The organism is Mycobacterium shimoidei (assembly GCF_900417275.1).
In the GTDB taxonomy this organism is placed as follows: domain Bacteria; phylum Actinomycetota; class Actinomycetes; order Mycobacteriales; family Mycobacteriaceae; genus Mycobacterium; species Mycobacterium shimoidei.
In genome coordinates, this window is record NZ_UEGW01000001.1 from 4695410 (window position 1) to 4717912 (window position 22503).

Below are 22503 nucleotides of genomic sequence, written 5' to 3' on the forward strand. Positions count from 1 at the left end.
CATGACGGCTTACACCTGGCTGCTTGTGGCCCTGCCGGCGGCCGGCGCGTTGATTCTGCTGCTGGGCGGACGCCGGACCGACCGGTGGGGGCATCTGTTGGGTTGCGCCGCGGCCGTGGCGTCATTTGTGGTCGGACTGGTGCTGCTGGCCGAGCTTCTCGGCCGTGACGGCGACGACCGCATCATTCACCCAAACCTGTTCAGCTGGGTGCCGGTCAATGGTTTGCAGATCGACTTCGGGCTGCAAATCGACCAGCTGTCAATCTGTTTCGTCCTGCTGATCACCGGCGTCGGATCGCTGATCCACATTTATTCGATCGGCTATATGGCTGAAGACCCCGACCGTCGGAGATTCTTCGCCTATCTCAACCTGTTTCTCGCCGCGATGCTGCTGCTGGTCGTCGCGGACAACTACCTTGGCCTCTACGTCGGCTGGGAAGGCGTCGGCCTGGCTTCCTACCTACTGATCGGGTTCTGGTACCAACGGCCGAGCGCGGCCACGGCCGCCAAGAAGGCCTTCGTGATGAACCGGGTCGGTGACGTCGGACTGTCGCTGGCAATGTTTTTGATGTTCGCGAACTTCGGCACGTTGCGGTTCGACGGCGTATTCGCCTCCGCGCCTGGTGCCAGCGACGCGGCATTGGCCGCGATAGGCCTGCTGATGCTGTTGGGCGCCTGCGCCAAGTCGGCTCAGGTACCGCTGCAAGCCTGGTTGGGCGACGCAATGGAGGGCCCCACCCCGGTGTCGGCGCTCATCCACGCCGCCACCATGGTGACCGCCGGTGTGTACCTGATCGTCCGGTCGGGACCGGTATTCAATCTGGCGCCGGACGCGCAACTGGCGGTGGTGATCGTCGGCGCGGCAACGTTGTTGTTCGGCGCGATCATCGGGTGCGCCAAAGACGACATCAAACGGGCGCTGGCGGCGTCGACGATCAGCCAGATCGGCTACATGGTGCTGGCGGCCGGATTAGGGCCGGCCGGCTACGTCTTCGCGATCATGCACCTGCTCACCCACGGGTTCTTCAAGGCCGGGCTGTTCCTCGGTTCCGGAGCGGTGATCCACGCGATGAACGACGAGCAGGACATGCGCCGTTACGGCGCGCTGCGCAGCTCCTTGCCCATCACCTTCGCCACGTTCGGGCTGGGCTATCTGGCGATCATCGGAGTACCGCCATTTGCCGGCTTCTTCTCCAAGGACGCGATCATCGAGGCGGCGTTGGGAGCGGGCGGGCTCCGCGGCTACCTGTTGGGCGGCGCGGCGCTGCTGGGCGCCGGGATCACCGCGTTCTACATGACCCGGGTCATGTTGATGACGTTCTACGGCGAAAAGCGCTGGGCCGCCGAAGCGCATCCGCATGAGGCACCGAAGGTGATGACCTGGCCGATGATTCTGCTCGCCGTCGGCTCAGTGTTCTCCGGCGGGCTGCTGGCCATCGGCGGCGCCCTGCAGCACTGGCTGGAACCTGTGGTCACGTTCGAGGAACCCACTCACGCAACCCCGGCGTGGATGATCAGCGTGGTGGCCGTGCTTGTCGTCGCCGTCGGAGTTTGGGTCGCCTACCGGATGTACGGACGGCGCCCGGTGCCCGAGACGGCGCCGGCCGGGTCGGTGCTGACCGTCGCCGCGCGTCGCGACCTGTACGGCGATGCCTTCAACGAGGAGGTGTTCATGCGACCCGGTTGGCAACTGACCCGCGCCCTGGTCGACGTCGACAACCGAGGCGTGGACGGTTCGGTCAACGCCTTGGCGGCACTGGTGAGCCGAACCTCCGACCGCTTGCGCGGCTTGCAGACCGGGTTCGCTCGCTCGTACGCGTTGTCGATGTTGGTGGGCGCGGCGCTGGTCGCGGCGGCGATTCTGGCGGTGCAACTGTGGTGAGTAGCTTCCCCTGGCTTTCCCTGCTCTGGCTGCTGCCGATGGCCGGCGCCGTCGTGGTGATCGTCCTACCGCCCGGCTGGCGGGGATTCGCCAAATGGTTCGGGCTGATGATGGCCGTGGCGGTGCTGGCAGGGGGGGTCGTGATCACCGCGGGCTTCGACACCGATGGCGCTACCTATCAGTTCACCGAATCTCACTCCTGGATACCGGCTTTCGGCGCGGGCTACACGCTGGGTGTCGACGGTATTGCGGTAGTCCTGGTGTTGCTCACCGCAGTGCTGGTGCCCCTGTTGATGTTGGCGGGCTGGAATGACGGCGACAATGCCGGCGAACGGAGCCGCGGCCCGCACGGCTACGTCGCGCTGACGCTCACCGTCGAGTCGATGGTGTTGATCTCATTGGTCTCGTTGGACGTACTGCTGTTCTACGTGTTCTTCGAAGCCATGCTGATCCCGATGTACTTCCTCATCGGCGGTTTCGGCGACGGGGCACACCGCTCCCGCGCGGCGGTGAAGTTCCTGCTGTACAACCTCTTCGGCGGCCTGATCATGCTGGCGGCGGTCATCGGTGTGTACGTGGTGACCGCACAACACGGTTCGGGCACATTCGACTTCCGTGAGGTCGTCGCCTTGTTCTCGCGCGGTTCGCTCGGCGTCGACCCGGCGGTGTTCAAGGCGCTGTTCCTGGGCTTTATGTTTGCGTTCGCGGTCAAGGCGCCGCTGTGGCCGTTCCACCGCTGGCTGCCCGACGCCGCCGTCGAATCCACTCCTGCGACCGCGGTGTTGATGATGGCGGTGATGGACAAGGTCGGCACCTTCGGCATGCTGCGCTACTGCCTGCAGTTGTTCCCCGATGCCTCAACGTATTTCCGTCCGTTGATCGTGGTGCTAGCAGTCATCAGCGTGGTCTACGGCGCGGTGGTGGCGATCGGCCAGACCGACATCATGCGGCTGATCGCTTACACGTCGATCTCGCACTTCGGCTTCATCATCCTCGGGATTTTCGTGATGACCACCCAAGGCCAGAGCGGTTCGACGCTCTACATGGTCAACCACGGCCTGTCCACCGCAGCAGTGTTCCTGATCGCCGGATTCCTGATCGCCCGCCGCGGCACCCGCTCGATCAGCGCCTTCGGTGGCGTGCAAAAGGTGGCCCCGGTCTTGGCCGGCACCTTCCTCGTCGCGGCGCTGGCCACCCTGTCGCTGCCTGGATTGGCGCCGTTCATCAGCGAATTTTTGGTGCTGATCGGCACGTTCAACCGCTACTGGCTGGCAGCCGCCTTCGGTGCCACCGCTCTGGTGCTGTCGTCGATCTACATGCTGTGGCTGTACCAACGGGTGATGACCGGGCCCGTCCGCGACGGCAACGAACGGATCCGAGACCTGGTGCCGCGCGAACTCATCGTCGTCGCACCACTCATCGCGCTGCTGCTGCTGCTCGGCTTCTACCCGAAACCGTTGCTGGAAATCATCAATCCCGCGGTGGGCAACACGATGGCCACCATCAACCAGCAGGATCCGGTGCCCGCCGCGCCGGAGCGGGCCGCGCAGCTGCAGGAGCAGCGGACGGCGGAAGGACCGCACCGATGAGCATGCCCGCACCCAACGTCGAATACTCGCTGCTGTCCCCGATGCTGATCGTTTTCGGTGTTGCGGTGGTCGGCGTGCTGTTTGAGGCGTTCCTGCCGCGACGAGCCCGCTACGGCGCCCAGGTGCTAGTGGCCATCGGCGGGCTGCTCGCCGCGTTTGTCGCAGTCATCGTGGTGGCCAAGCAGATTCCAGCGTCCGGTGCCACGGCAGTCTTGCATGCGCTGGCCATTGACCGGCCGACGCTATTGCTGCAGGGCACCATTCTGCTGGTTGCGGTGATGGCTATCATCTTCATCGCCGAACGCCGCCGTGGTGAGAATTCCGCTGCCGGTCCGGGCGCAGCGACGCCGGGTTCGGTTGTGCTGGACTCCTTTACGCCTCAGGCGGCCGCGGTGCCCGACAGCCCGGGTGAGCGCCAGGCGATCCAAGCCGGGGTCACCCAGACCGAGGTCTTCCCGCTCACCATGCTGGCAGTCGGAGGCATGCTGGTGTTCCCGGCCTCCAACGATCTGCTGACGATGTTCGTGGCGCTGGAGGTCTTGTCGCTGCCGCTGTACCTGCTGTGCGGCCTGGCCCGGCACCGCCGACTGCTCTCCCAGGAAGCGGGAATGAAATACTTTCTGCTGGGCGCATTCTCGTCGGCATTCTTCCTCTACGGTGTAGCGCTGATCTATGGAGCTACCGGAACCCTGAGCCTGCCCGAGATCCGCGGCGCACTGGCGGCGGATCCCGGCAGCACGATGGCGCTGACCGGTGTTGCCCTGTTGGCGTCCGGGCTGTTGTTCAAAGTCGGCGCAGTCCCCTTCCATTCCTGGATTCCCGACGTGTACCAGGGCGCGCCGACGCCGATCACCGGGTTCATGGCTGCGGCCACCAAGGTCGCGGCTTTCGGCGCGCTCTTGCGCGTCGTCTACGTCGCGCTTCCGCCACTGCACGATCATTGGCGGCCTGTGCTATGGGCGATCTCCATCCTGACGATGGTTGTCGGCACCGTCACCGCGGTGAATCAGACTGACGTCAAGCGGATGTTGGCGTACTCGTCGGTTGCACACGTCGGTTTCATCCTGACCGGTGTGATCGCCGACATCCCCAGCGGTGTCTCGTCGACGCTGTTTTATCTGGTCGCCTACAGCTTCAGCACGGTCGGCGCATTCGCCGTTGTCGGGCTGGTCCGTGACGCCAGCGGCGAGGAGAATGCCGGCATGTCCCGCTGGGGCGGGTTGGGGCGGCGCTATCCTGTTGTCGGACTGCTGTTTTCGATGTTCCTGCTGGCGTTCGCGGGTATCCCGCTGACCAGCGGGTTTGTCAGCAAGTTCGCGGTGTTCAAGGCGGCGGCCCAGGGTGGTGCGGTGCCGCTGGTGATCATCGGTGTGATTGCCAGCGGCGTGGCGGCCTACTTCTACGTGCGGGTGATCGTGCTGATGTTCTTCACCGAACCGCCCGTCGAAGAGTTGGACGTGGTGATGCCGAGCTTCTGGAGCAAGGCGTCAATCGCGGTGTGCGCAGCAGTCACTCTCGGTCTGGGTGTTTTCCCGCAGCCGCTGCTCGATCTGGCTGAGCAGGCAGCACAACTACTGAAATGATCGTCCTTCGCGAGGACCTCGGCTCCGTTCGGGTACTGACCCTTAACCGGCCCGAGGCGCGAAACGCGTTGAACGGTGAACTGATCGAGGCGCTGTACGCGGCTTTGGGCGAGACCGACGCCGACGCATCGGTGCACGCCGTGGTGCTCACCGGCGTCGATCCGGCGTTTTGCGCCGGTGTCGATCTGAAGGAGGCGCAACGGCTTGGGACGGTTTACTTCGAGCAGTTCCGGAACCACAGTTGCATTCGCAAGACAGCCGAGATGGCCACACCGATCATTGGGGCAATCAACGGCCCGGTGTTCACCGGCGGCCTGGAGATGGCCTTGGGGTGTGATTTTCTGATCGCATCCGAGCGGGCGGTGTTCGCCGATACCCATGCGCGGGTGGGTATCCTGCCCGGCGGCGGCATGACGGCGCGGTTGCCGCAGCTCGTCGGCTCGGCCATGGCGCGTCGGTTGTCGATGACGGGCGAGGTCGTCGACGCGGTACGTGCCGAACGAATCGGTCTGGTAACCGAGGTAGTTCCCCACGAGCAACTGCTGGCCCGCGCAGTGGAGCTGGCCGGCCAGATTGCCGAGGTGCCGGCGCCAATCATGGGAGGCCTGAAGCGGATTTACGCCACCGGATCCGCCGCCGTCACCGATCCGGCGCTGGCCGCCGAGCAGGAGATCTCCGCCGCGTTGTCTGACACCACCGATCTCGCCGCTCGCTATGCCGAGGTCAGCGAGCGTAACCGGCGACAGATCCGTGGCTGAGTCGCTGCGAGTCGGAATTGTCGGTGCCGGCATCGCCGGACCCACCCTCGCGTACTGGCTATGGCGGTGCGGCCACCAGCCGACTCTGATCGAAAAGGCGCCACAACTGCGCACCGGCGGGTATGCCGTCGACTTTTGGGGCGGCGGATATACCGTCGCCGAGCGGATGGGCCTCACCGAGCAATTGCACGCTGCCGGTTATGCGGTTCAGGAAGTGCGGCTGGTCAACCGCAACTCGCGGACGGTCGGCGGCTTCTCGGCGGACGTGTTCCGGCGAAACGTCGGTGGCCGGTTCGTGACTGTGCCGCGGGGTGACTTGGCCGCCATCGTCTATGGCTGTATCGAGTCTCGCGTCGAAACGTTGTTCGGCGAAAGTGTTTCGGCCATAACCCAACATGACACCGGGGTACAGGTCACCCTCGAACGCGGCAGCACACGAGAATTCGACCTCCTCTTCGGCGCCGGCGGTATCCACTCGCCTGTGCGGAGTTTGGCTTTCGGTCCGAACGCGGCATTTGAGGTCGATCTCGGCTATCGCGTCACCGCATTCGAAGCCGAGGGCTATCAGCCCCGCGACGAACTCGTTTACCTCGCCTACAGCAGCCCCGGCCGGATGGTTGGGCGATTCACGATGCGCGGCGACAAGACGATGTTTCTTTTCATTTTCACGACCAGCCACATGACCACGCCCGATCCGCAGAACTTGCCGGAGATCAAGACCACCCTGTGTCAGGTTTTCGGCGATGCGGGCTGGGAATGCCCGGAAATCCTGCGCAAACTCGACGGTGCCTGCGATGTGTATTTCGATCGCGTGAGCCAAATTGTCATGGATCGCTGGTCCGATGGGCGGGTCGCACTCGTCGGCGACGCCGCGGGGGCGGTCTCGTTGTTGGCCGGCGAAGGCGCGGGCCTGGCGATGGTGGAGGCCTACATGCTGGCGGGCGAGCTGAATCGTGCGGGCGGCGATTATCGGCAGGCGTTCGATCGCTATGAACGCCGGCTGCGACCGGTCGTCGAGGCCAGGCAGCGCTCGGCGCGCGCATTCGCCGCGATGTTCGCGCCAAAGACGTCGCTTGGCGTGTGGACCCGCAATCGGATGTCGAGATTGCTCAACGTTCCGTGGCTGGCCGACTGGGCCGTCCGGCGCGAATTCCGCGACGACATCACGTTGCCCGAGTATTTCGGGTAGCCGAAGGTATCCGGCGACCCCGGCCCGCCGCCAGCTGATCGCTCGTGAAGGGACGTGTCACCAGCACGTAGATAGCCAGGATGGCCAGCGGCGCGGCCAACGGCAGCCAGGGCAACTGCAAGGGAAACGCGGTGGCCACCAGCCCGGCCAAGGTAAATCCCACCGCCCCGACGATGGTGGCACCGCTGACGGTATCGAGACCGGTGCCGGTACTGGCGGCATGGCGCAGCATCAGATAGACCGCGGCGGCCAGACCCGACACTGCGGCCAGTGCGGGTGCGGGATTAGTCAACACAATCACCGCTATCGTCAACAGCACGGCAAGGGTTGCGGCGGGGCGAAACAGCACGCCCACCGCCACCACGAGCAGACACAGCATCGCTGCCACGAGAGCCGCTTCGTGCGAACCGATTCCGACGGCTGCGGCCATCAGCGTTCCGCAGGTGGCTGACAGAATGCGGGTCAGCACTACCGACGCCATCATCGGCGGCGCACCGGTGCGACCCGGCGATAATCGGGCATTGCTCGCATCGACTGTTCCAGGGTGTGGTTTGGCTGCCAGGGCAGCACGTCGACTCCGATGGTTGCCATGTCGCGATACATGGCGGAGCGCTGCAACGTCCACAGCCGGTCGATCAGCGAATCCTGCCGGTCGTAAAACGGGGAGCCCTGCAGGACATCGACTGCGAGGACCACATGGCCGCGCTTGCGCAAGTCGATCAACGCCAACGCGAACTCGGTGTCGAGCAAGGTGGAAAATGCGACGACGATCGCGCCCGGCGGCACTGCCGCCCGGGGCGCGAGAGTCCCAGTGGTGGTTTCGAAGTCACCACCGGCAGCGAGCACGGTGTCGAGCACTCGGTAGAACTGGCGTTGCCCGATGTCGGCACCCAGCCAGCGCGGCTGGCGCCCGCCGAGCGCGACGATTCCGGCACGGTCCCCGTTGCGCAACGCGGTCTGTACTACCTGCGCGGCGCCGCGGACCGTGCGTTCGGTGGCTTCGGTTGCCGGACCGGCCGGCTGCGGGTAGGTGTCGACGAGCACGATCACGTCGGCGGCCCGGTCGGTCAGCCGTTGGGTGACGTGCAGGCGGCCGCGGCGCGCGCTCACTGGCCAGTTGACAGTCCGCAGCTGGTCGCCCGGCACATAGGCACGAATATCGGCGTATTCGACTCCGCTGCCGATGTGCCGGGTGAGGTGGGTGCCGAGGCGATCGAGCAGCTCGGTCTGCGGTGTGGGCGTCGGTTGTGGTGGTGTGAGCGGGAAAACGTTGGCGTAAGCGGCATCTGCAACAGCCGTGCCCACCAGCAAGCCGCCATGTGCGACGACGCTCACCACTGCCCGCACCGGATAACGGCCCCAACGGTCGGCTGCGACGGCGACGGTCTGTCGCTGTGGCGATGCCCGATCGACCAGCTCGAGCCGCATGCCGTCGACAGCGGACACCGAGAGATTCACCGCAACGCCTGGACTTTCAGTCGTCGCCCACACCGTCAACTGTGTCTCTTCGGTTTCAAAGCAGCGCTGCGAATCCGGTTCGGATTGCACCTGAACGCCTGGCAACGGCCGCTGCCAGCCGATCGAGCTCAACATGCCGAGCAGCGGTGCCGCGAACGCCAGCAGCTGCCAGCGCAACCCGATCACCGCGGCGGCCAGTGCCACTCCGGCGCACGTCGCGACCGCCTTGGTCAAGGGGGAGGCGCGCCAGCGCAACTGAACCTCGTGCGGTTGATTCACGATCGCGTCCGCGGAACGGGTAAGCGGCGCAACAGCTCCTCGATGACATCGGAGCCCTGAATGCGGCGCACCCACATCTCAGGGCGCAGCGTGATGCGGTGTGCCACAGCAGGAACAGCGAGCGCCTTGATGTCCTCGGGAATCACGTAATCCCGTCCGAGCAATAGCGCCCGCGCACGGGCCAGCTGCACCAGATCCAGCTCCGCCCGTGGGCTCGCGCCCACGGCGACCTGTGGGTGGTTGCGGGTCGCCACCGCCAACGTCACGACGTAGTGCAAAACGTCCTCATGCACGCTCACTTGTTCCACCGACTCGCGCATCGCGAGCAGGTCGTGCCCGTCGACAATTTGGTTCACGGTCGGCTCTGCCGATCCGCGCTCCAGGCGGCGGCGCAGCATCGCGGTTTCGTCGCGCTCGGAGAGATAGCGCAGTTCGAGCCGGACCGCGAATCGGTCCAGCTGTGCCTCGGGCAGCGGGTAGGTGCCCTCGTACTCGATCGGGTTGTCGGTGGCGAGCACGATGAATGGGCTTGGCAGCCGGTGCGTTTCACCGTCGATACTGACCTGGCCTTCGGCCATGGCTTCCAGTAGTGCCGCCTGAGTCTTGGGTGGTGTGCGGTTGATCTCGTCCGCGAGCAGCAAGTTGGTGAAGATCGGCCCGGGGCGAAATTCGAAGCGGCCCGATTGCATGTCGTACACGGTCGAGCCGAGTAGGTCCGCGGGCAACAAATCGGGGGTGAACTGCACGCGGGTGAAATCGAGGCCGAGCGCCGCAGCGAACGACCGCGCGATCAGGGTCTTGCCCAGGCCGGGCAGATCTTCAATGAGCACATGCCCCCGCGCGAGCACCGTGGTCAGGATCAAGTTGAGCGCAAAACGCTTTCCCACCACCACGCGTTCGATTTCGTCGAGCACCGCTTCGCAGCGCGCCGTGGTCACCTCCGCGGCTCCCGTCATACCTGCTCCAACCGTTGCAGAATTTCCTCGAGTGCCGCTCGGCCGGGACCGGGTTCTTCCCTGCCAGTTTGCGCGACGTTGTTGGGATCCACCCAGGCCCACAGTTGCGGGCCGAAGAGCATCTCACCGGTAGCCCTGAACGCGGCCGGGTCTTTGGACTGCTTTTGCCCGGTGGTCATTTCGAACCGTCGCGCAAGTATCGGGCGCAAATGCCGGTCCCAGTCTGATCGGGTGGAATCCGACCAGCGAATCAGCGTCTTGGTCCGCGAAAGCCAGCCGCGCAACGACTCCCCCAGCTCGTCGGTGGCCGGATCTGCAGCCGGTCGTGCGTCGTGACCCAGGTATCGGCGGATGTTGAGCAACACCACCGCCACAGCCACACCCGATACCAAGATCACAAACCGGCGGTCGTGCAACGTCAGCGCCGTCACTTCCACTCCAATGACCAGGCAGACTCCCAGGATCACCAGGCGGTTCATACGACGCTCCGCACTTCTGCGAGCACCAACTGCAGTACACCGACCGCCGTTTCGCGATGGTTCTCGTTCATCACATGCGAACTGAACCGCGCCTCTTCGAACAGGTCGACCAACCGCAAGGCGTTATCGGCATGCAGCACACGGTGTTCGACAGCGCGAGCCAAGACCTCGGTGGGCGTGTCGAAATCCTGTGGAGCCGCCCCAGGTACGTGTGCCAGTTCGCGTTCCATCGCCGCATAACACGCGATGATCGCTTCCCGTGGTTCGCGACTGAGATCTCCGATCTCGGCAAGGCCGACTTCTGCTGCGCGAACCAGTGATTCAGCAGTCTCCGTCGGCGGCGGCGCCACAGGTGATGCGGCTCTGGCGACGCGCGGGGTCGTCTTGCGTCGTGCTCGTAGCGCGGCAACGATGCCCACCACAACCAGGAGGACTAACGTCACCGTGCTCGCTATGAGGTAGCCCAGTACATCCCCACTGGCACCGTTGTCCGGCGGATTTTGCGGCGTCGCGTCGCCGCCAGTAGGCGGCGTGCCGGTTGGTTGCGGTTGGCCCGGCGGTCGAACAGCCACGTGCTCCCCGATCAATCGGGTGAGCAGCCAAACCAGCAGCAGCCACCCCACAAGCACCGCGGCTGCGATCACCAGCACCCGCCACCCGGGCCGACCCACTCCCCCGCTGAATCTGTTTTCGGGCAGTGCGGCGGTCGCAGCCCGGCTACGCGGATCGCGCAGTCTGGCGATCAGGGCGACGCCGATGATCGCCAATGAAATGCTTAGCAATAGCACCACGTAGGCCAGCGACGCCGAACTGCGCGGCGGTTCCTGCTGTGCGGGCGCCTGCACGCCGGGCAGATACCCGCGCAGGGCTGCAGCAACGACGATGACGAGCACGACCACGGCGACCACGCGCCCTGTCGCCTTGTCGATTCGGGGCATTGGCACACCAATCGACCGGCTGCCTGCCGCTGTTGCGGCATTCCGATTGCTCATCCTGGCACGTCGGCGTTCTGCGCCGCTACCAGATAGGTTCAATCGTGCAGTTCGCCGCTGGTAACGGTGACAGCGTCGCCGGTCAGAACGACGCCGTCGTCACCGAGCCGCACTCGCACCAAGCCTCCGCGTGGGGACGCTTGTTCGGCGATCAACTCGGATGATCCGAGGCGCTCACACCAGAAATCGGCGAGGGTGCAGTGCGCAGATCCGGTGACGGCATCCTCCCCGATTCCAACGCTGGGAGCGAAGACGCGGCTGACGATATCCGCGTCGCCGTCACCGGGCGCGGAAACGATCACGGCGCGCGCGGCGACATCGGCCAGCGCGCGAAGATCCGGCCGCAACCCCCGGACCTCTGCGGCCGATGCCACAACCACCAGTACGTCCATGCGACCACGCCAAATCGACCGCATTGTGACGTCGGCCAGTCCCGTCTGTAATTCGACCGACGGCGGCTCAGGACAAACCGGATCGACGGGAAATTTCATGCTTATCGCACCGTCCGGGCCGGCACTGCAGCTCAATGTCCCGCTTTGAGTGTCGAAGAGCTGGTTGCCGCCGAGGATGTGTGCACTGGCCAACGTCGCGTGTCCGCACAATGTCAACTCGGTGGTGGGACTGAACCACCGCAATCCTTTCGGCGCACCATCCGTCCTCGATAGATCTACGAACGCCGTTGCGGGATAGCTGAGTTCGGTTGCGACCAGTTGCATCCAACCCGGGTCGGCCGGCCGATCCAGTAACACCACACCGGCGGGGTTGCCGCGGAACATCGTCTGCGTGAAAGCATCGACCCCGAAAACCTGCGCCATGTGTGATCAGTGTTCCTCGGCAATGGCGGCGAGCCGGTCCAGAGACGTTCGGAGTCTTTCGGCGGTCGTGCGTCGGGCACGCGGAAGGCGATTCTTGTCGGTCAACTTCGACCAGTCGTAGGTATGCGTGACCCGGGTGCGCGTTTCGTCGATGGGCTCGAGCTCCCAGCGCCACAGGTGGCCGGGCGGTCGACGCCCCGCTTCGGAGGGCAGCCAGGCGATACGACGGGCTTCGTCGAATTCCACGACATGATTCTCCCTGATGCTGCCCAGGGTGAGCCGCATGGTGAACACATCGCCCACCTTGCCGACCCGCTGTCCCGGTTCAGCCTCGGCGAGGTTGTCGTTGCCGTCCCATCGCGGCTGCTGCGACGGGTCGGCGATCAGCTCGAAAATCCGATCCGCCGCCGCCGCGACCTCGCGGGTCGCCGACACGACGCGGGGGGCATGCGGGTCCTCGAGCATTTCCCGATTCAAACATTGCGTCCGCGACACTGCGGTGGGGAATGTCCGCAGGTTTCATTTCCCTGTTGCTGGGTACGCGGACCGGGTCCAGCTCACCCGACGTTGGGATACATACATGGTCTACGACAACACCACCCATCGCAGTCCGTTGACGGCAATCGGGGCGGGCATGGCCGCCCTTGCCGCTGGTGGAGCCCTCAGTGTCGCCGCTATCGCGCCGGCAGCGGCGGACCCCACCCCCACGGGGCCGTCGGTCGGCTTTGCCCAAGACGAACCCGTTCCACCCGGCCCCCCGGGACAACCTGGAGCACCGGAACAACCCGGGGCGCCCGGACAGCCCGGAGCACCGGGACAACCCGGGGCATTCGGACCGGCAGGTTATCCGGGTGCTCCCGGTCCCACGGGGCCACCCGGAGCATTCGAACCGGCAGGCTGGCCGGGCGCCCAGGGTCCAGGCGTGCCGCCCGGCACGATGGGCCCACCCGGCGAACCGGGCGCCCCAGGTGCTCCGGAGGCCGTCGGGCCGCCCGGTGAACCGGGGATGCCAGGTGTTCCGGGCGCGGTCGGCCCGGCATATCCCGGCGCACCCGCCGCACCCGGCACAATTCCCGGCGCGCCCGGCACCGTTCCGGGCACACCCGGCACGCCAGGTGCTCCAGCGGAAGTCGGTCCGGCATATCCCGGCGCACCCGCCGCACCCGGCACAATTCCCGGCGCACCCGGCACCGTTCCGGGCACACCCGGCACGCCAAGTGCTCCAGCGGAAGTCGGTCCGGCATATCCCGGCGCACCCGCCGCACCCGGCACAATTCCCGGCGCACCCGGCACCGTTCCGGGCACACCCGGCACGCCAGGTGCTCCAGCGGAAGTCAGCCCGGCATACCCCGGCGCACCGGCGTCGGGGCCGGAAGCACCGCACGGGCCAGCCGAGCAGTGACCTTCACGGCATAACAACCTGATACACGCGGTAATTGGGGAAGCGACGTCGTTTCCCCAATTACTGCTCTCTGCGATACGGCGTGAGGTAGGTCGGGACCGGGAGGCCTGAAGCGAGGTCGTCGGCCGGCATCGGCTCTCCGGGGCACAGGCCCAGCGGCATCACTCCGGCCCAATACGGCAGGTCGATGTCGTCGGCGTCATCGAGCGGCCCGCCGGTGCGAACCTTGGCCGAAACCTCGACCAGGTCAACCGCCAGCACGACGGTGGCCGCCAGTTCACGGGCATTCGGCGCTCTGCTGTCGTCTGCCCGCCCCGGCGCCACGTGGTCGAGCAACGCGGCAAGCGCTCGCAGCTTTTCCTCGCGATCCGACACCACCCGCCCAGTGCCGTGCACGACAACCGACCGGAAATTCACCGAGTGGTGCACTGCAGCCCGGGCCAGCACCAGTCCGTCGAGCAGGGTGACCGTGAGACACAGCGGCAGCCCCGACGCCGAGGTGGTTGCGGCCAGCATCGGGCCACTGCCGGTAGAGCCGTGCAGGTACAGGGTCTCGTCGACGCGCGCATGCATCGTCGGCAGCACCACTGCGCGGCCGGCGCGCACATAGCCGAGGTGGCACATCAACGCCTCGTCGAGGATGCGGTGAACCGTGGCGCGGTCGTAGCTCGCGCGTTCGCGGTACCGGGTCGGCGTACTGCGCGGGGTCGGCGGATAGACGGATGACTCCACTTGCATCTCAGCTTTGTACTAGTACAGAATATCTTTTGTGCCCGTACATTACACCATTCGGGGATCCGGTGCCGACGAGATCGCCAGCAGCGTCGAGGAAGGGGTGTCCACCGGCGCACTTCCGCCCGGTACCGAGCTACCGGCGATCCGGCAACTCGCCGGACAGCTCGGCGTCAACCCCAACACCGTCGCCGCGGCATACCGGCTGCTGCGCATGCGGGGAACCGTCGAGACCGCCGGTCGCCGCGGCACGCGGGTGCGCGACCGCCCGGCGACCACTCCCCGATCGCTGCGCGGGCTGGCCATTCCCGACGGCGTGCGCGACCTGTCGACCGGCAACCCCGACCCGGCGCTGCTGCCCATCGCCGGCGCTCGACTCCAACCGCGAGAACCCTTGTTGTACGGTGCACCGGCACTATCCGCCGAGCTGACCGAGTACGCCCGGACGTCGCTGACCGCCGACGGGGTTCCGGCCGAACACCTCGCCGCGACATCTGGGGCACTCGATGGCATCGAACGCGTCCTCGCGGCACACCTGCGGCCCGGCGACCGGGTGGCGGTCGAGGATCCCGGCTGGGCGAATCTGCTAGATTTGCTTGCTGCGCAAGGCTTTTCGGTGGAACCGGTGCGGGTTGACGACGACGGGCCGCTGGTTGCTGACGTGGCGCGTGCACTGCGCCGAGGGGTGCGGGCGCTAGTGGTGACCACGCGCGCGCAGAACCCGACCGGTGCGGCGGTTGCCGAGGGACGTGCCGACGAACTGCGCCGGCTGATGGCTGAGCACGCCGACGAGCTGCTGTTGGTCGAAGACGACCACTGCGCCGGCATCGCCGGCGTGCCACTGCACACCCTGGCCGGGTCGACGCGCCACTGGGCGTTCATCCGCTCGGCTGCCAAGGCGTACGGCCCGGATCTTCGGCTGGCCGTGCTGGCGGGCGATCGCCGCACGGTCGAACGGGTGCACGGGCGACTGCGCCTCGGGCCGGGGTGGGTGAGCTACCTGCTGCAGCAATTGGCCGTCGATTTGTGGCGCGACCCGGCGGCGGCACGCCTGGTTCACCAAGCCGAAGCCAGCTATGCGCGCAACCGCAGCCAACTACGGGCCGCGCTGCGCGAGCGCGGCGTGCCGTCGCACGGCCGATCCGGTCTCAACGTCTGGATCCCGGTGCCGGATGAGACGGTGGTGATCACCCGACTGCTCAGCGCGGGCTGGGCGGCGGCCCCGGGAACCCGGTTCCGAATCAACACGTCACCCGGCATCCGGGTCACTATCTCGAATCTTGTTGCGCGCGAAATTGATTCGCTGGCAGATGCGATCGTCGAGGCGCTATATGCCCTCGGGCCGGTCGGCGTATAGGGTCACAGTGTGACAACGACACCCGCGCCTAACCGCTCACCGTTCGTAACAGTGGTTTTGGTCGCCTTCGGGGTGTACTCGACGCTGCTGGGTTTGTTCATGCTGGTGACGCCGGGAATGTTCTTCGACACCCTCGGGGCGTTCGGGCCACGCAACAACCACTACATCTTCGATAACGCGTCGTTTGAGCTGCCGCTGGGTCTGCTGCTGCTCGCGGCGGTGCGGTGGCCGACGTGGCGGGTGGCCGCATTGGCGTTCGCGACGCTGCACTGGGCGCTGCACGCCCTGAGCCACATCGTCGACACCGGGCACGCCGACGGCAGAGCGGTCGGGCTGCTGGAGTTCGTGGGCCTGGCGCTGGGCACCCTCGTGCTGGCCATCGGACTGCGCAGCAGCCTCAAGGCGGAAACCGTTGATCGGTGATCGTTGGAACGTGACCGACGACGAGGTCGCCCGACGCTATCCGTGTGACGATTTCGTCCGCGCGCCGACACTGCAGGCCTGGCGTGCAGTTACGGTCAACGCCACCCCAGAGGCGCTCTGGCCGTGGATCTGTCAGATCAGGCTGGCGCCGTACTCCTACGACTGGATTGACAATCTCGGCCGCCGCTCACCGCAGCAACTGATCGGCGCACCCGAGCCCGTCGTCGGTGAGCCGTTCACCACCGCTGGGATCCGCAGTTTCGGGCGGATTCTCGCCGTCGAGCCACGCAAGCACCTCACCGGTGAAATCATGGGCGCCGGCATCTCGTATGTCCTTGAGCCAGAAGGCCAGACGACGCGGCTGTTGATGAAGGTCGTCACGACGATGAGCCGCTGGGTCACGCCGGCGCTGTGCCTCGGCGATCTGGTGATGGCTCGCCGGCAATTGCTCAACCTCAAGCGTCTGGCTGAGGCGGGCTGAATGTAGAGAAGCTGCCGTCGAGCACCTGGTGGTGACCGATCGTGCGCCCGGTGACCGTGTCCGCATCGACCAGCGCCAGCTCCACCGCCGCCCGTGCGAATTCGTCGGCCGTCGCCACGTCCTTGAAATCCGCGGCGTAGTACGAAAGTCCCGGTGTCATAATCGGTTTGGACGGCGCGAGAGCGTTGACGGCGACATTGTGACCCTGCAGGTCGAACGCCGCACACCAGGTCAGATGCTCCAGCGCCGCCTTGGATCCGCCGTAACCGGGCAGCACGCCGCCGCTGCGGTCGGCGTAGGGCCCGTCACCGGGCATCCGGGAGGCGATTGAGGTGACGTTGATGATCGACCCCAGTCCGGCGGCGATCATGTCGGGACACACCAGTTGGATCAGCTCGTAGGCGGCGAACACCGAGATCTCGAAATGGCGCCGGTAGGCGCTGAGCGGTGTACCGAGTAGCGGCGGCCAGTCCGGCTTGGCCGTGCCGGCTGCCTTGGATTTGGGTCGCGCCTGCTCGCCGGGTTTCGGCGGGCGACCCGGTGCAGTGAAAGCGGCATTGTTCACCAGAACCGTGATGGGTCCCAGGGCATTTCGGGCTTCATCGACCAGCCGCGGGATATCGTCGCGGTCGAGTAGGTCGGCGCGCACCGCGACCGCGCGGCCCCCGGCGGCTTCGATGTCGGCGACAGTTTGGGCGATCGTGCCGGGCAGCCGTTCGTCCCAGACCTGTTCGGTGCGCCCGACGACGGCCACCGCGGCACCTTCCGCCGCGAGCGCCAGCGCGATCGCCCGACCCAACCCGCGGCTGGCACCGGTCACGATCGCGGCACGCCCGTCGAGTCGGCTCGTCACCTGCCTGACCTTAGTTGCACGCCGTGCACGACGATCGCAGTGGTCTGGTCCACCCACTCGTCGTCGAGCTCCTCGTCGGGCCGCAACAGCAGCCGCAGCAACGTCGCTCCCCCGATTAGTTCGATCAACCGGTCCGGGTCCACGTCCGGATGCGCTTCTTCGCGCTCGACGGCCGCAGCGAGCCGAAGCCGCACCGCATCGAACAGCTCCGCGAAGCGTGACAACACCCGGGCGTTCAGCTCGGAGTCTGCGGCCATGTCGGCGACCAGTCCGGGCAGTGCGGCTCGAACCACCGGACTGGTGAACACGTCGCGGGTGGCCGCGATCATCGCCCGCACATCGGCGGCCATGTCCCCGGCCGGTCCCACCAGCGCGGTGGGCGCCGCAGGGAACGCCGCCTCATGCACCAACTCGGCCTTGCTCGACCACCGCCGATACAGCGCCGTTTTCGTGGTACCGGCGCGTTCGGCCACCGCGGCCAGGGTCAGGTTCGAATAGCCGATTTGCACAAGCAGTTCCGCGGTCGCCGACAATATGGCAGCGTCGATACGCCGGTCCCGCGGCCGCCCGGCGCCCGGGGCCTTGTCAATCGAGGACGGGTCTGCTTTCATAACGCTACCCACCGTATCGTAATTGCCTCACGAAGGAGGCGCTTGTGGCCAACCAACCCGCTGTCACCGACGTCGACCGAATGCAAAGGTCCAGCCGAGACGTCACGACCGTGCCGGCCGTGATGTCGCGATGGCTTTCCACTGTGTTGCCCGGGAAGATTGCGCCACAGGTGACCGTGGAGAGCGGGATCGACGCCAACGGGATGTCGTCGGAAACGCTGATCTTGACCGGCCGCTGGGACGAGGGCGGCTCACCGATCGAGCAGCGGTGGGCCACCCGGGTCGCTCCCAGCTCCGAGGACGTGCCGGTTTTTCCGTCGTACCGCCTCGACCACCAATTCGAAGTAATGCGTCTGGTCGGCGAGCTCACCGATGTTCCGGTCCCGCAGGTGCGCTGGATCGAAACCACCGGCGATGTTTTGGGCAAGCCGTTCTTTGTAATGGATTACGTCGAAGGCGTGGTGCCGCCTGACGTCATGCCCTACACGTTCGGCGGCAACTGGTTCGCCGACGCGTCGGTCGAGCGGCAGCGTGAGTTACAGGACGCTACCGTTGAGGTGCTGGCGAAACTGCATTCGATTCCAAACCCGCAGAAGACATTCGGCTTCCTGTCCGAAGACGAGACAGATGAGACCGCCCTGCGCCGGCACTTCGGTTGGGTGCGGTCCTGGTACGACTTCGCCGTGCCGGACATCGGCCGCTCACCGCTTCTGGAGCGCACCTTCGACTGGCTGGAAGCGCACTGGCCCACCGAGGCGGATGCCAGCCCGCCGGTGCTGTGTTGGGGCGACGCACGGATAGGCAACGTGCTTTACCGCGACTTCAGACCGGTGGCAGTGCTCGACTGGGAGATGGTGACGCTCGGGCCGCGGGAGCTCGATGTTGCGTGGATGATCTTCGCCCACATGGTATTCGAGGAGCTGGCCGGATTGGCCGGTCTTCCCGGCCTGCCAGACGTGATGCGCGAGGACGACGTTCGCGATACCTACCGTCGGCTTGCGGGCGCGGATCTTGGTGATCTGCACTGGTTTTACGTGTATTCGGGCGTGATGTGGGCCTGCGTGTTCATGCGCACGGGGGCGCGGCGGGTGCATTTCGGTGAGGTCGAAAGGCCCGACGACGTCGAGTCGCTGTTCTACCACGCCGGATTGCTGAAAAGACTTCTAGGAGAACAGTGATGCTCGGACCGCTCGACGAATTCCCGGTACATCAGATCCCACAGCCGATCGCCTGGCCCGGGTCGTCGGATCGCAACTTCTACGACCGCTCCTACCTCAACGCCCATGACCGTACCGGCAACATCTTCTTGATCACCGGCATCGGGTACTACCCGAATCTGGGTGTCAAGGACGCGTTCGTGCTGATTCGCCGCGGCGACGCCCAGACCGCGGTGCATCTTTCCGACGCCATCGACTCCGACCGGCTCAATCAGCGGGTGGGCGGCTACCGGATCGAGGTCAGCGAACCGCTGCGCAAACTGCGGGTGGTCCTCGAGGAAACCGAAGGCATCGCCGTCGACCTGGCCTGGCAGGGCCTGTTCGACGTCGTGCAGGAACAACCGCATTTGATGCGATCCGGCAACCGGGTAACGCTGGATGCCCAGCGCTTCGCCCAGCTGGGCAGCTGGAGCGGGCGGATCGCCATCGACGGTGAGGAGATCGCCGTCGACCCGGCGATCTGGATCGGCAGCCGCGACCGGTCTTGGGGTATTCGCCCGATCGGCGAGCCGGAACCGGCGGGCCGGCCGGCCGACCCGCCGTTCGAGGGCATGTGGTGGCTGTACGTGCCGATGGCGTTCGACGACTTCGCCGTCGTGATGATCATTCAGGAGGCCCCGGACGGGTTCCGCTCGCTCAACGACTGCACCCGGATCTGGCGCGACGGACGTGTCGAGCAGCTGGGCTGGCCGCGGGTGAGCACGCAGTACCGGTCCGGCACCCGGATTCCGACCGGCGCGACGATCGAGGCCAGCCGACCCGACGGCACGCCGGTGCGCTTCGACATCGAATCAAAGCTGGCGGTGCCGATCCACGTCGGCGGAGGCTACGGCGGTGATTCGGACTGGCTGCACGGCATGTGGAAGGGCGAGAAGTTCACCGAGCGGCTGACCTACGACATGACCGACCCGGCGATCGTCGCGCGGTCCGGCTTCGGGGTGATCGACCACGTGGGCCGAGCGCTGTGTCGCGACGGCGACGCAAAGCCGGTGGAAGGCTGGGGTCTCTACGAGCACGGCGCGCTGGGCCGCCACGACCCGTCCGGGTTCAAAGACTGGCTCTCGGTAGCGCCCTAACGAGAAGGAGCCGGGCCAATACGATAGGCGCATGCCCAATGCGACCTGGACCGCCGATGTCGTGGTGGTGGGCGCCGGCTTCGCCGGTCTCACCGCCGCCCGCGAGCTCACCCGGCTCGGCCACAACGTGCTGGTCCTCGAGGGCCGCGAGCGGGTCGGCGGACGCTCGGACACCGGACACGTCGCCGGCATCCCGGTCGATATGGGCGGCACCTTCGTCGGCCCGACTCAGGATGCGGTGCTGGAGCTGGCCGCCGAGCTCGGCATTGAAACCATCCCGACCTACAACGACGGCGCCAACCTGATCCAATGGCGCGGCATGGTGCGCCCCTACCACGGCACCATTCCGCGTCTGTCGCTGGGCGGACTGCTCGACATCGCCCGCGTGCGTTGGCGTTTCGAACGGGTGGCCCGCAAAATTCCATTGGCCGAGCCGTGGACGGCGCGGCGCGCAGCCCAGCTGGACGGCCAGTCGCTGGGCGACTGGCTGCACTCGGTGCGCGCCGGCTCCACCACACGAGATCTGCTGGCCATCATGTCGCGAGTGACCTGGGGCTGCGAACCCGACGAGGTATCGATGCTGCACGCCGCGCGTTACGTGCGTGCCGCCGGCGGTCTGGATCGGATGCTCGACGTGAAAAACGGTGCGCAACAAGACCGTTTCGCAGCCGGGACACAGCAGATCGCGCAAGCGGTGGCGACTCAGCTCGGCGACCGGGTGGTACTCGGCGCCGCGGTGCGCCGCATCGAATACCACGACGGCGGGGTCATTATCAGCTGCGAAAAGGGCCGCGCCGAGGCCCGTTTCGCCGTCGTCGCGATCCCTCCGGAACATCGGGCGGGCATCGAGTTCGATCCCGCACTGCCCGCCGAGTACGACCGGCTCGCCACAAGCTGGCCTCAGGGCCGGTTGTCCAAGGCGTATGCCGCGTATCCCACGCCGTTCTGGCGGGAAAACGGATACTCCGGCCAGGCGCTCGCCGACGACGGGCCGGTGTTCATCACGTTCGATGTCAGCCCGCAGCCCGACGGGCCGGGGGTCCTGCTGGGGTTCGTCGATGCCCGCGGTTTCGACGAACTGCCCGCCGATCAGCGCCGCAAGCGCGCCCTGGAAAGCTTCGCAGCGTTATTCGGCGACGACGCGCTCAAACCGCTCGACTATGTCGATCACCGTTGGGGTGCAGAGGAATTCGCCCCCGGTGGGCCGACCGCTGCGGTGCCGCCCGGATCGTGGACCCGCTACGGCGAGTGGTTGCGGCGCCCCATCGGGCCAATCCACTGGGCCGGCACCGAAACCGCCGACGAATGGACCGGGTTCCTGGACGGCGCGGTGCGCTCCGGGCGGCGTGTGGCCGCTGAGGTCGCTGAGCGGTTATGAGCTGACCCGCCGGTCGTCCTCAACGGATTCGGCCAGCGCGCGCAGTTCGCCGTTGACTTCGGCGGGGCGTTCCAGCATCGCGCAGTGCCCGCCGGACAGCACGACCAGCTTGACAAGATTGGGTGCCGCCGCAGCGATCCGGCGAGCCTGGTGCAGTGGGGTCAGCCGATCACGTTCGCTGCCGATAACCAGTGTCGGCACAGTCAGGCCGGACAGGCTGATGTGCCGTTGTTGGAGTGAGTCGACGAGCGCCTTGCCCCAGCCGCCACGTGCGGTCGGCGAGGTGGCGTTGAACAGCTCGTAGATGAAGTCGCCGACCTCGGGTTCGGCATCGGCGCCAACCGCCAGCAGACAGACCATCTCGCGGGTGGCCCGTCGCACCGGGGGCGGCACCCTGAACGAGCCGAACATGCTGACCAGGGCACGCGCGCCGAAGACCCGCACCGGTGCAAACGGCGCCGGTACCGGCAGCAGTCTCAATCCGTGCAGCAGGTCGCCGGTGGTGGTGTTGATCAGCGCGACGGCGTCGGCGCGGTGGGGCACTTTATGCGCGTAACGCTCCGACCAGGCCGCGATCGCGATGCCTCCCATCGAGTGTCCGGCAACGACGGCACGCTCACCGGGTGCGAGGGCGGCCTCGAGCACGGCGTCGACGTCCGAGGCGAGGTGATGCAGGCTATAACCGCCCCGGCGTGGAATCCCGCTGCGGCCATGGCCGCGGTGGTCGAAGGCGATCACCCGGTAATCGCGGGCCAGATCGGCGATTTGGTATGCCCAGACCCGGATGGCGCAGGTGATGCCGTGTGCCAGCACGATCGGATATCCGTCTTCCGGCCCGAATACCTCGGTGTGCAGGCGGGTGCCGTCAGCCGCGCGGACGGCCAACGTACGGCTGGGAGGCAGATCGAGGGGAATCGAGGCACGCGAGCGGGCCGATGGTTGCACGCTCATCGCTGCTCCCCTCGGACGCGGCCACGTCGCCGCTGACTTGGA

Annotated in this window: 23 protein-coding genes; 12 read left to right on the forward strand and 11 right to left on the reverse strand. The window is 66.4% G+C overall.

The genetic code is table 11. From position 1 onward, the window contains the following. The first annotated feature begins 1 nt into the window (after nucleotide 1). Genes nuoL through MSP7336_RS22810 form a run of 5 tightly spaced genes read left to right on the forward strand, consistent with a single transcriptional unit; the run spans nucleotide 2 to nucleotide 7001 of the window. Nucleotides 2–1882 carry an NADH-quinone oxidoreductase subunit L gene (gene nuoL, locus MSP7336_RS22790; RefSeq protein WP_069396517.1) on the forward strand — a complete coding sequence of 627 codons (1881 nt, stop codon included), beginning with the start codon at nucleotides 2–4 and terminating at the stop codon, nucleotides 1880–1882. Further along, on the forward strand, nucleotides 1876–3471 hold the full coding sequence (locus MSP7336_RS22795) for an NADH-quinone oxidoreductase subunit M (protein WP_425325758.1): 1596 nt from the start codon (nucleotides 1876–1878) through the stop codon (nucleotides 3469–3471). The genes nuoL and MSP7336_RS22795 overlap by 7 nt, the downstream gene beginning before the upstream one ends. Beyond that, complete coding sequence (gene nuoN, locus MSP7336_RS22800; RefSeq protein WP_113964680.1) at nucleotides 3468–5054, forward strand: NADH-quinone oxidoreductase subunit NuoN; 1587 nt, start codon at nucleotides 3468–3470, stop codon at nucleotides 5052–5054. Before MSP7336_RS22795 ends, nuoN begins: the two co-directional genes overlap by 4 nt. Further along, complete coding sequence (locus MSP7336_RS22805; RefSeq protein WP_113964681.1) at nucleotides 5051–5812, forward strand: enoyl-CoA hydratase; 762 nt, start codon at nucleotides 5051–5053, stop codon at nucleotides 5810–5812. The genes nuoN and MSP7336_RS22805 overlap by 4 nt, the downstream gene beginning before the upstream one ends. A 4-nt stretch (nucleotides 5813–5816) precedes the next feature. Further along, the gene (locus MSP7336_RS22810; protein ID WP_069396595.1) at nucleotides 5817–7001 is read left to right on the forward strand and encodes an FAD-binding domain; all 1185 of its coding nucleotides are present in this window, start codon (nucleotides 5817–5819) and stop codon (nucleotides 6999–7001) included. Here the strand turns inward: MSP7336_RS22810 and MSP7336_RS22815 are convergent. The 7 genes from MSP7336_RS22815 to MSP7336_RS22845 all read right to left on the reverse strand — a co-directional run bounded on the left by MSP7336_RS22815 (nucleotide 6976) and on the right by MSP7336_RS22845 (nucleotide 12445). Then, the gene (locus MSP7336_RS22815; protein ID WP_069396521.1) at nucleotides 6976–7485 is read right to left on the reverse strand and encodes a hypothetical protein; all 510 of its coding nucleotides are present in this window, start codon (nucleotides 7483–7485) and stop codon (nucleotides 6976–6978) included. The two genes, MSP7336_RS22810 and MSP7336_RS22815, sit on opposite strands and share 26 nt — an antisense overlap. After that, entirely contained in the window at nucleotides 7482–8738 is a 1257-nt protein-coding gene (locus MSP7336_RS22820; protein WP_069396522.1) for a DUF58 domain-containing protein, read from the reverse strand. The genes MSP7336_RS22815 and MSP7336_RS22820 overlap by 4 nt, the downstream gene beginning before the upstream one ends. Continuing rightward, complete coding sequence (locus MSP7336_RS22825; protein ID WP_069396523.1) at nucleotides 8735–9694, reverse strand: AAA family ATPase; 960 nt, start codon at nucleotides 9692–9694, stop codon at nucleotides 8735–8737. The genes MSP7336_RS22820 and MSP7336_RS22825 overlap by 4 nt, the downstream gene beginning before the upstream one ends. Next, nucleotides 9691–10173, reverse strand: a complete 483-nt coding sequence (locus MSP7336_RS22830) for a hypothetical protein (RefSeq protein ID WP_069396524.1) — start codon at nucleotides 10171–10173, stop codon at nucleotides 9691–9693. Before MSP7336_RS22830 ends, MSP7336_RS22825 begins: the two co-directional genes overlap by 4 nt. Further along, nucleotides 10170–11111 carry a DUF4129 domain-containing protein gene (locus tag MSP7336_RS22835; RefSeq protein ID WP_069396525.1) on the reverse strand — a complete coding sequence of 314 codons (942 nt, stop codon included), beginning with the start codon at nucleotides 11109–11111 and terminating at the stop codon, nucleotides 10170–10172. Before MSP7336_RS22835 ends, MSP7336_RS22830 begins: the two co-directional genes overlap by 4 nt. Before the next feature lie 92 nt (nucleotides 11112–11203). Continuing rightward, nucleotides 11204–11980: a PhzF family phenazine biosynthesis protein gene (locus tag MSP7336_RS22840; RefSeq protein ID WP_069396526.1), complete on the reverse strand. Its 777-nt coding sequence runs from the start codon at nucleotides 11978–11980 to the stop codon at nucleotides 11204–11206. 6 nt (nucleotides 11981–11986) lie between these two features. Further along, nucleotides 11987–12445, reverse strand: a complete 459-nt coding sequence (locus MSP7336_RS22845; protein WP_069396527.1) for an SRPBCC family protein — start codon at nucleotides 12443–12445, stop codon at nucleotides 11987–11989. Between the two features lie 115 nt (nucleotides 12446–12560). Here MSP7336_RS22845 and MSP7336_RS24535 point away from each other — a divergent pair, with 115 nt between their 5' ends. After that, nucleotides 12561–13382: a hypothetical protein gene (locus MSP7336_RS24535; RefSeq protein ID WP_142706846.1), complete on the forward strand. Its 822-nt coding sequence runs from the start codon at nucleotides 12561–12563 to the stop codon at nucleotides 13380–13382. Between the two features lie 60 nt (nucleotides 13383–13442). Here MSP7336_RS24535 and MSP7336_RS22850 read toward each other — a convergent pair whose 3' ends face one another. After that, a complete protein-coding gene (locus tag MSP7336_RS22850; protein WP_372507672.1) occupies nucleotides 13443–14114 on the reverse strand; it encodes a pyridoxamine 5'-phosphate oxidase family protein in 672 nt (223 codons plus the stop codon). 37 nt (nucleotides 14115–14151) lie between these two features. On the opposite strand from MSP7336_RS22850, the gene MSP7336_RS22855 reads away from it, so the two are divergent. The 3 genes from MSP7336_RS22855 to MSP7336_RS22865 are packed head-to-tail and all read left to right on the forward strand — an operon-like array spanning nucleotide 14152 to nucleotide 16375. Then, the gene (locus tag MSP7336_RS22855) at nucleotides 14152–15471 is read left to right on the forward strand and encodes an aminotransferase class I/II-fold pyridoxal phosphate-dependent enzyme (RefSeq protein WP_069396529.1); all 1320 of its coding nucleotides are present in this window, start codon (nucleotides 14152–14154) and stop codon (nucleotides 15469–15471) included. A gap of 9 nt (nucleotides 15472–15480) precedes the next feature. Continuing rightward, nucleotides 15481–15894 (forward strand): hypothetical protein, encoded by a 414-nt coding sequence (locus MSP7336_RS22860; RefSeq protein ID WP_232321044.1) that lies wholly within the window; start codon nucleotides 15481–15483, stop codon nucleotides 15892–15894. A 10-nt stretch (nucleotides 15895–15904) separates the two neighbouring features. Continuing rightward, nucleotides 15905–16375: a polyketide cyclase gene (locus tag MSP7336_RS22865; protein ID WP_232321045.1), complete on the forward strand. Its 471-nt coding sequence runs from the start codon at nucleotides 15905–15907 to the stop codon at nucleotides 16373–16375. On the opposite strand, the gene MSP7336_RS22870 is transcribed toward MSP7336_RS22865, so the two are convergent. Then, nucleotides 16350–17228 carry an SDR family NAD(P)-dependent oxidoreductase gene (locus MSP7336_RS22870; protein ID WP_069396532.1) on the reverse strand — a complete coding sequence of 293 codons (879 nt, stop codon included), beginning with the start codon at nucleotides 17226–17228 and terminating at the stop codon, nucleotides 16350–16352. The genes MSP7336_RS22865 and MSP7336_RS22870 overlap by 26 nt on opposite strands. Beyond that, the gene (locus MSP7336_RS22875) at nucleotides 17225–17839 is read right to left on the reverse strand and encodes a TetR/AcrR family transcriptional regulator (protein WP_069396533.1); all 615 of its coding nucleotides are present in this window, start codon (nucleotides 17837–17839) and stop codon (nucleotides 17225–17227) included. Before MSP7336_RS22875 ends, MSP7336_RS22870 begins: the two co-directional genes overlap by 4 nt. 44 nt (nucleotides 17840–17883) lie before the next feature. On the opposite strand from MSP7336_RS22875, the gene MSP7336_RS22880 reads away from it, so the two are divergent. From MSP7336_RS22880 to MSP7336_RS22890, 3 genes are read left to right on the forward strand one after another with little or no spacing between them, the layout of a single operon-like run. Beyond that, entirely contained in the window at nucleotides 17884–19017 is a 1134-nt protein-coding gene (locus tag MSP7336_RS22880; protein ID WP_069396534.1) for a phosphotransferase family protein, read from the forward strand. Beyond that, nucleotides 19017–20132, forward strand: coding sequence for an Rv3169 family protein (locus MSP7336_RS22885; RefSeq protein WP_069396535.1), 1116 nt, complete (start codon nucleotides 19017–19019; stop codon nucleotides 20130–20132). The genes MSP7336_RS22880 and MSP7336_RS22885 overlap by 1 nt, the downstream gene beginning before the upstream one ends. Before the next feature lie 31 nt (nucleotides 20133–20163). Further along, nucleotides 20164–21510, forward strand: coding sequence for a flavin monoamine oxidase family protein (locus MSP7336_RS22890; protein ID WP_069396536.1), 1347 nt, complete (start codon nucleotides 20164–20166; stop codon nucleotides 21508–21510). Here the strand turns inward: MSP7336_RS22890 and MSP7336_RS22895 are convergent. Beyond that, nucleotides 21505–22461 (reverse strand): alpha/beta fold hydrolase, encoded by a 957-nt coding sequence (locus MSP7336_RS22895; RefSeq protein WP_069396537.1) that lies wholly within the window; start codon nucleotides 22459–22461, stop codon nucleotides 21505–21507. The genes MSP7336_RS22890 and MSP7336_RS22895 overlap by 6 nt on opposite strands. Between the last annotated feature and the right edge of the window lie 42 nt (nucleotides 22462–22503).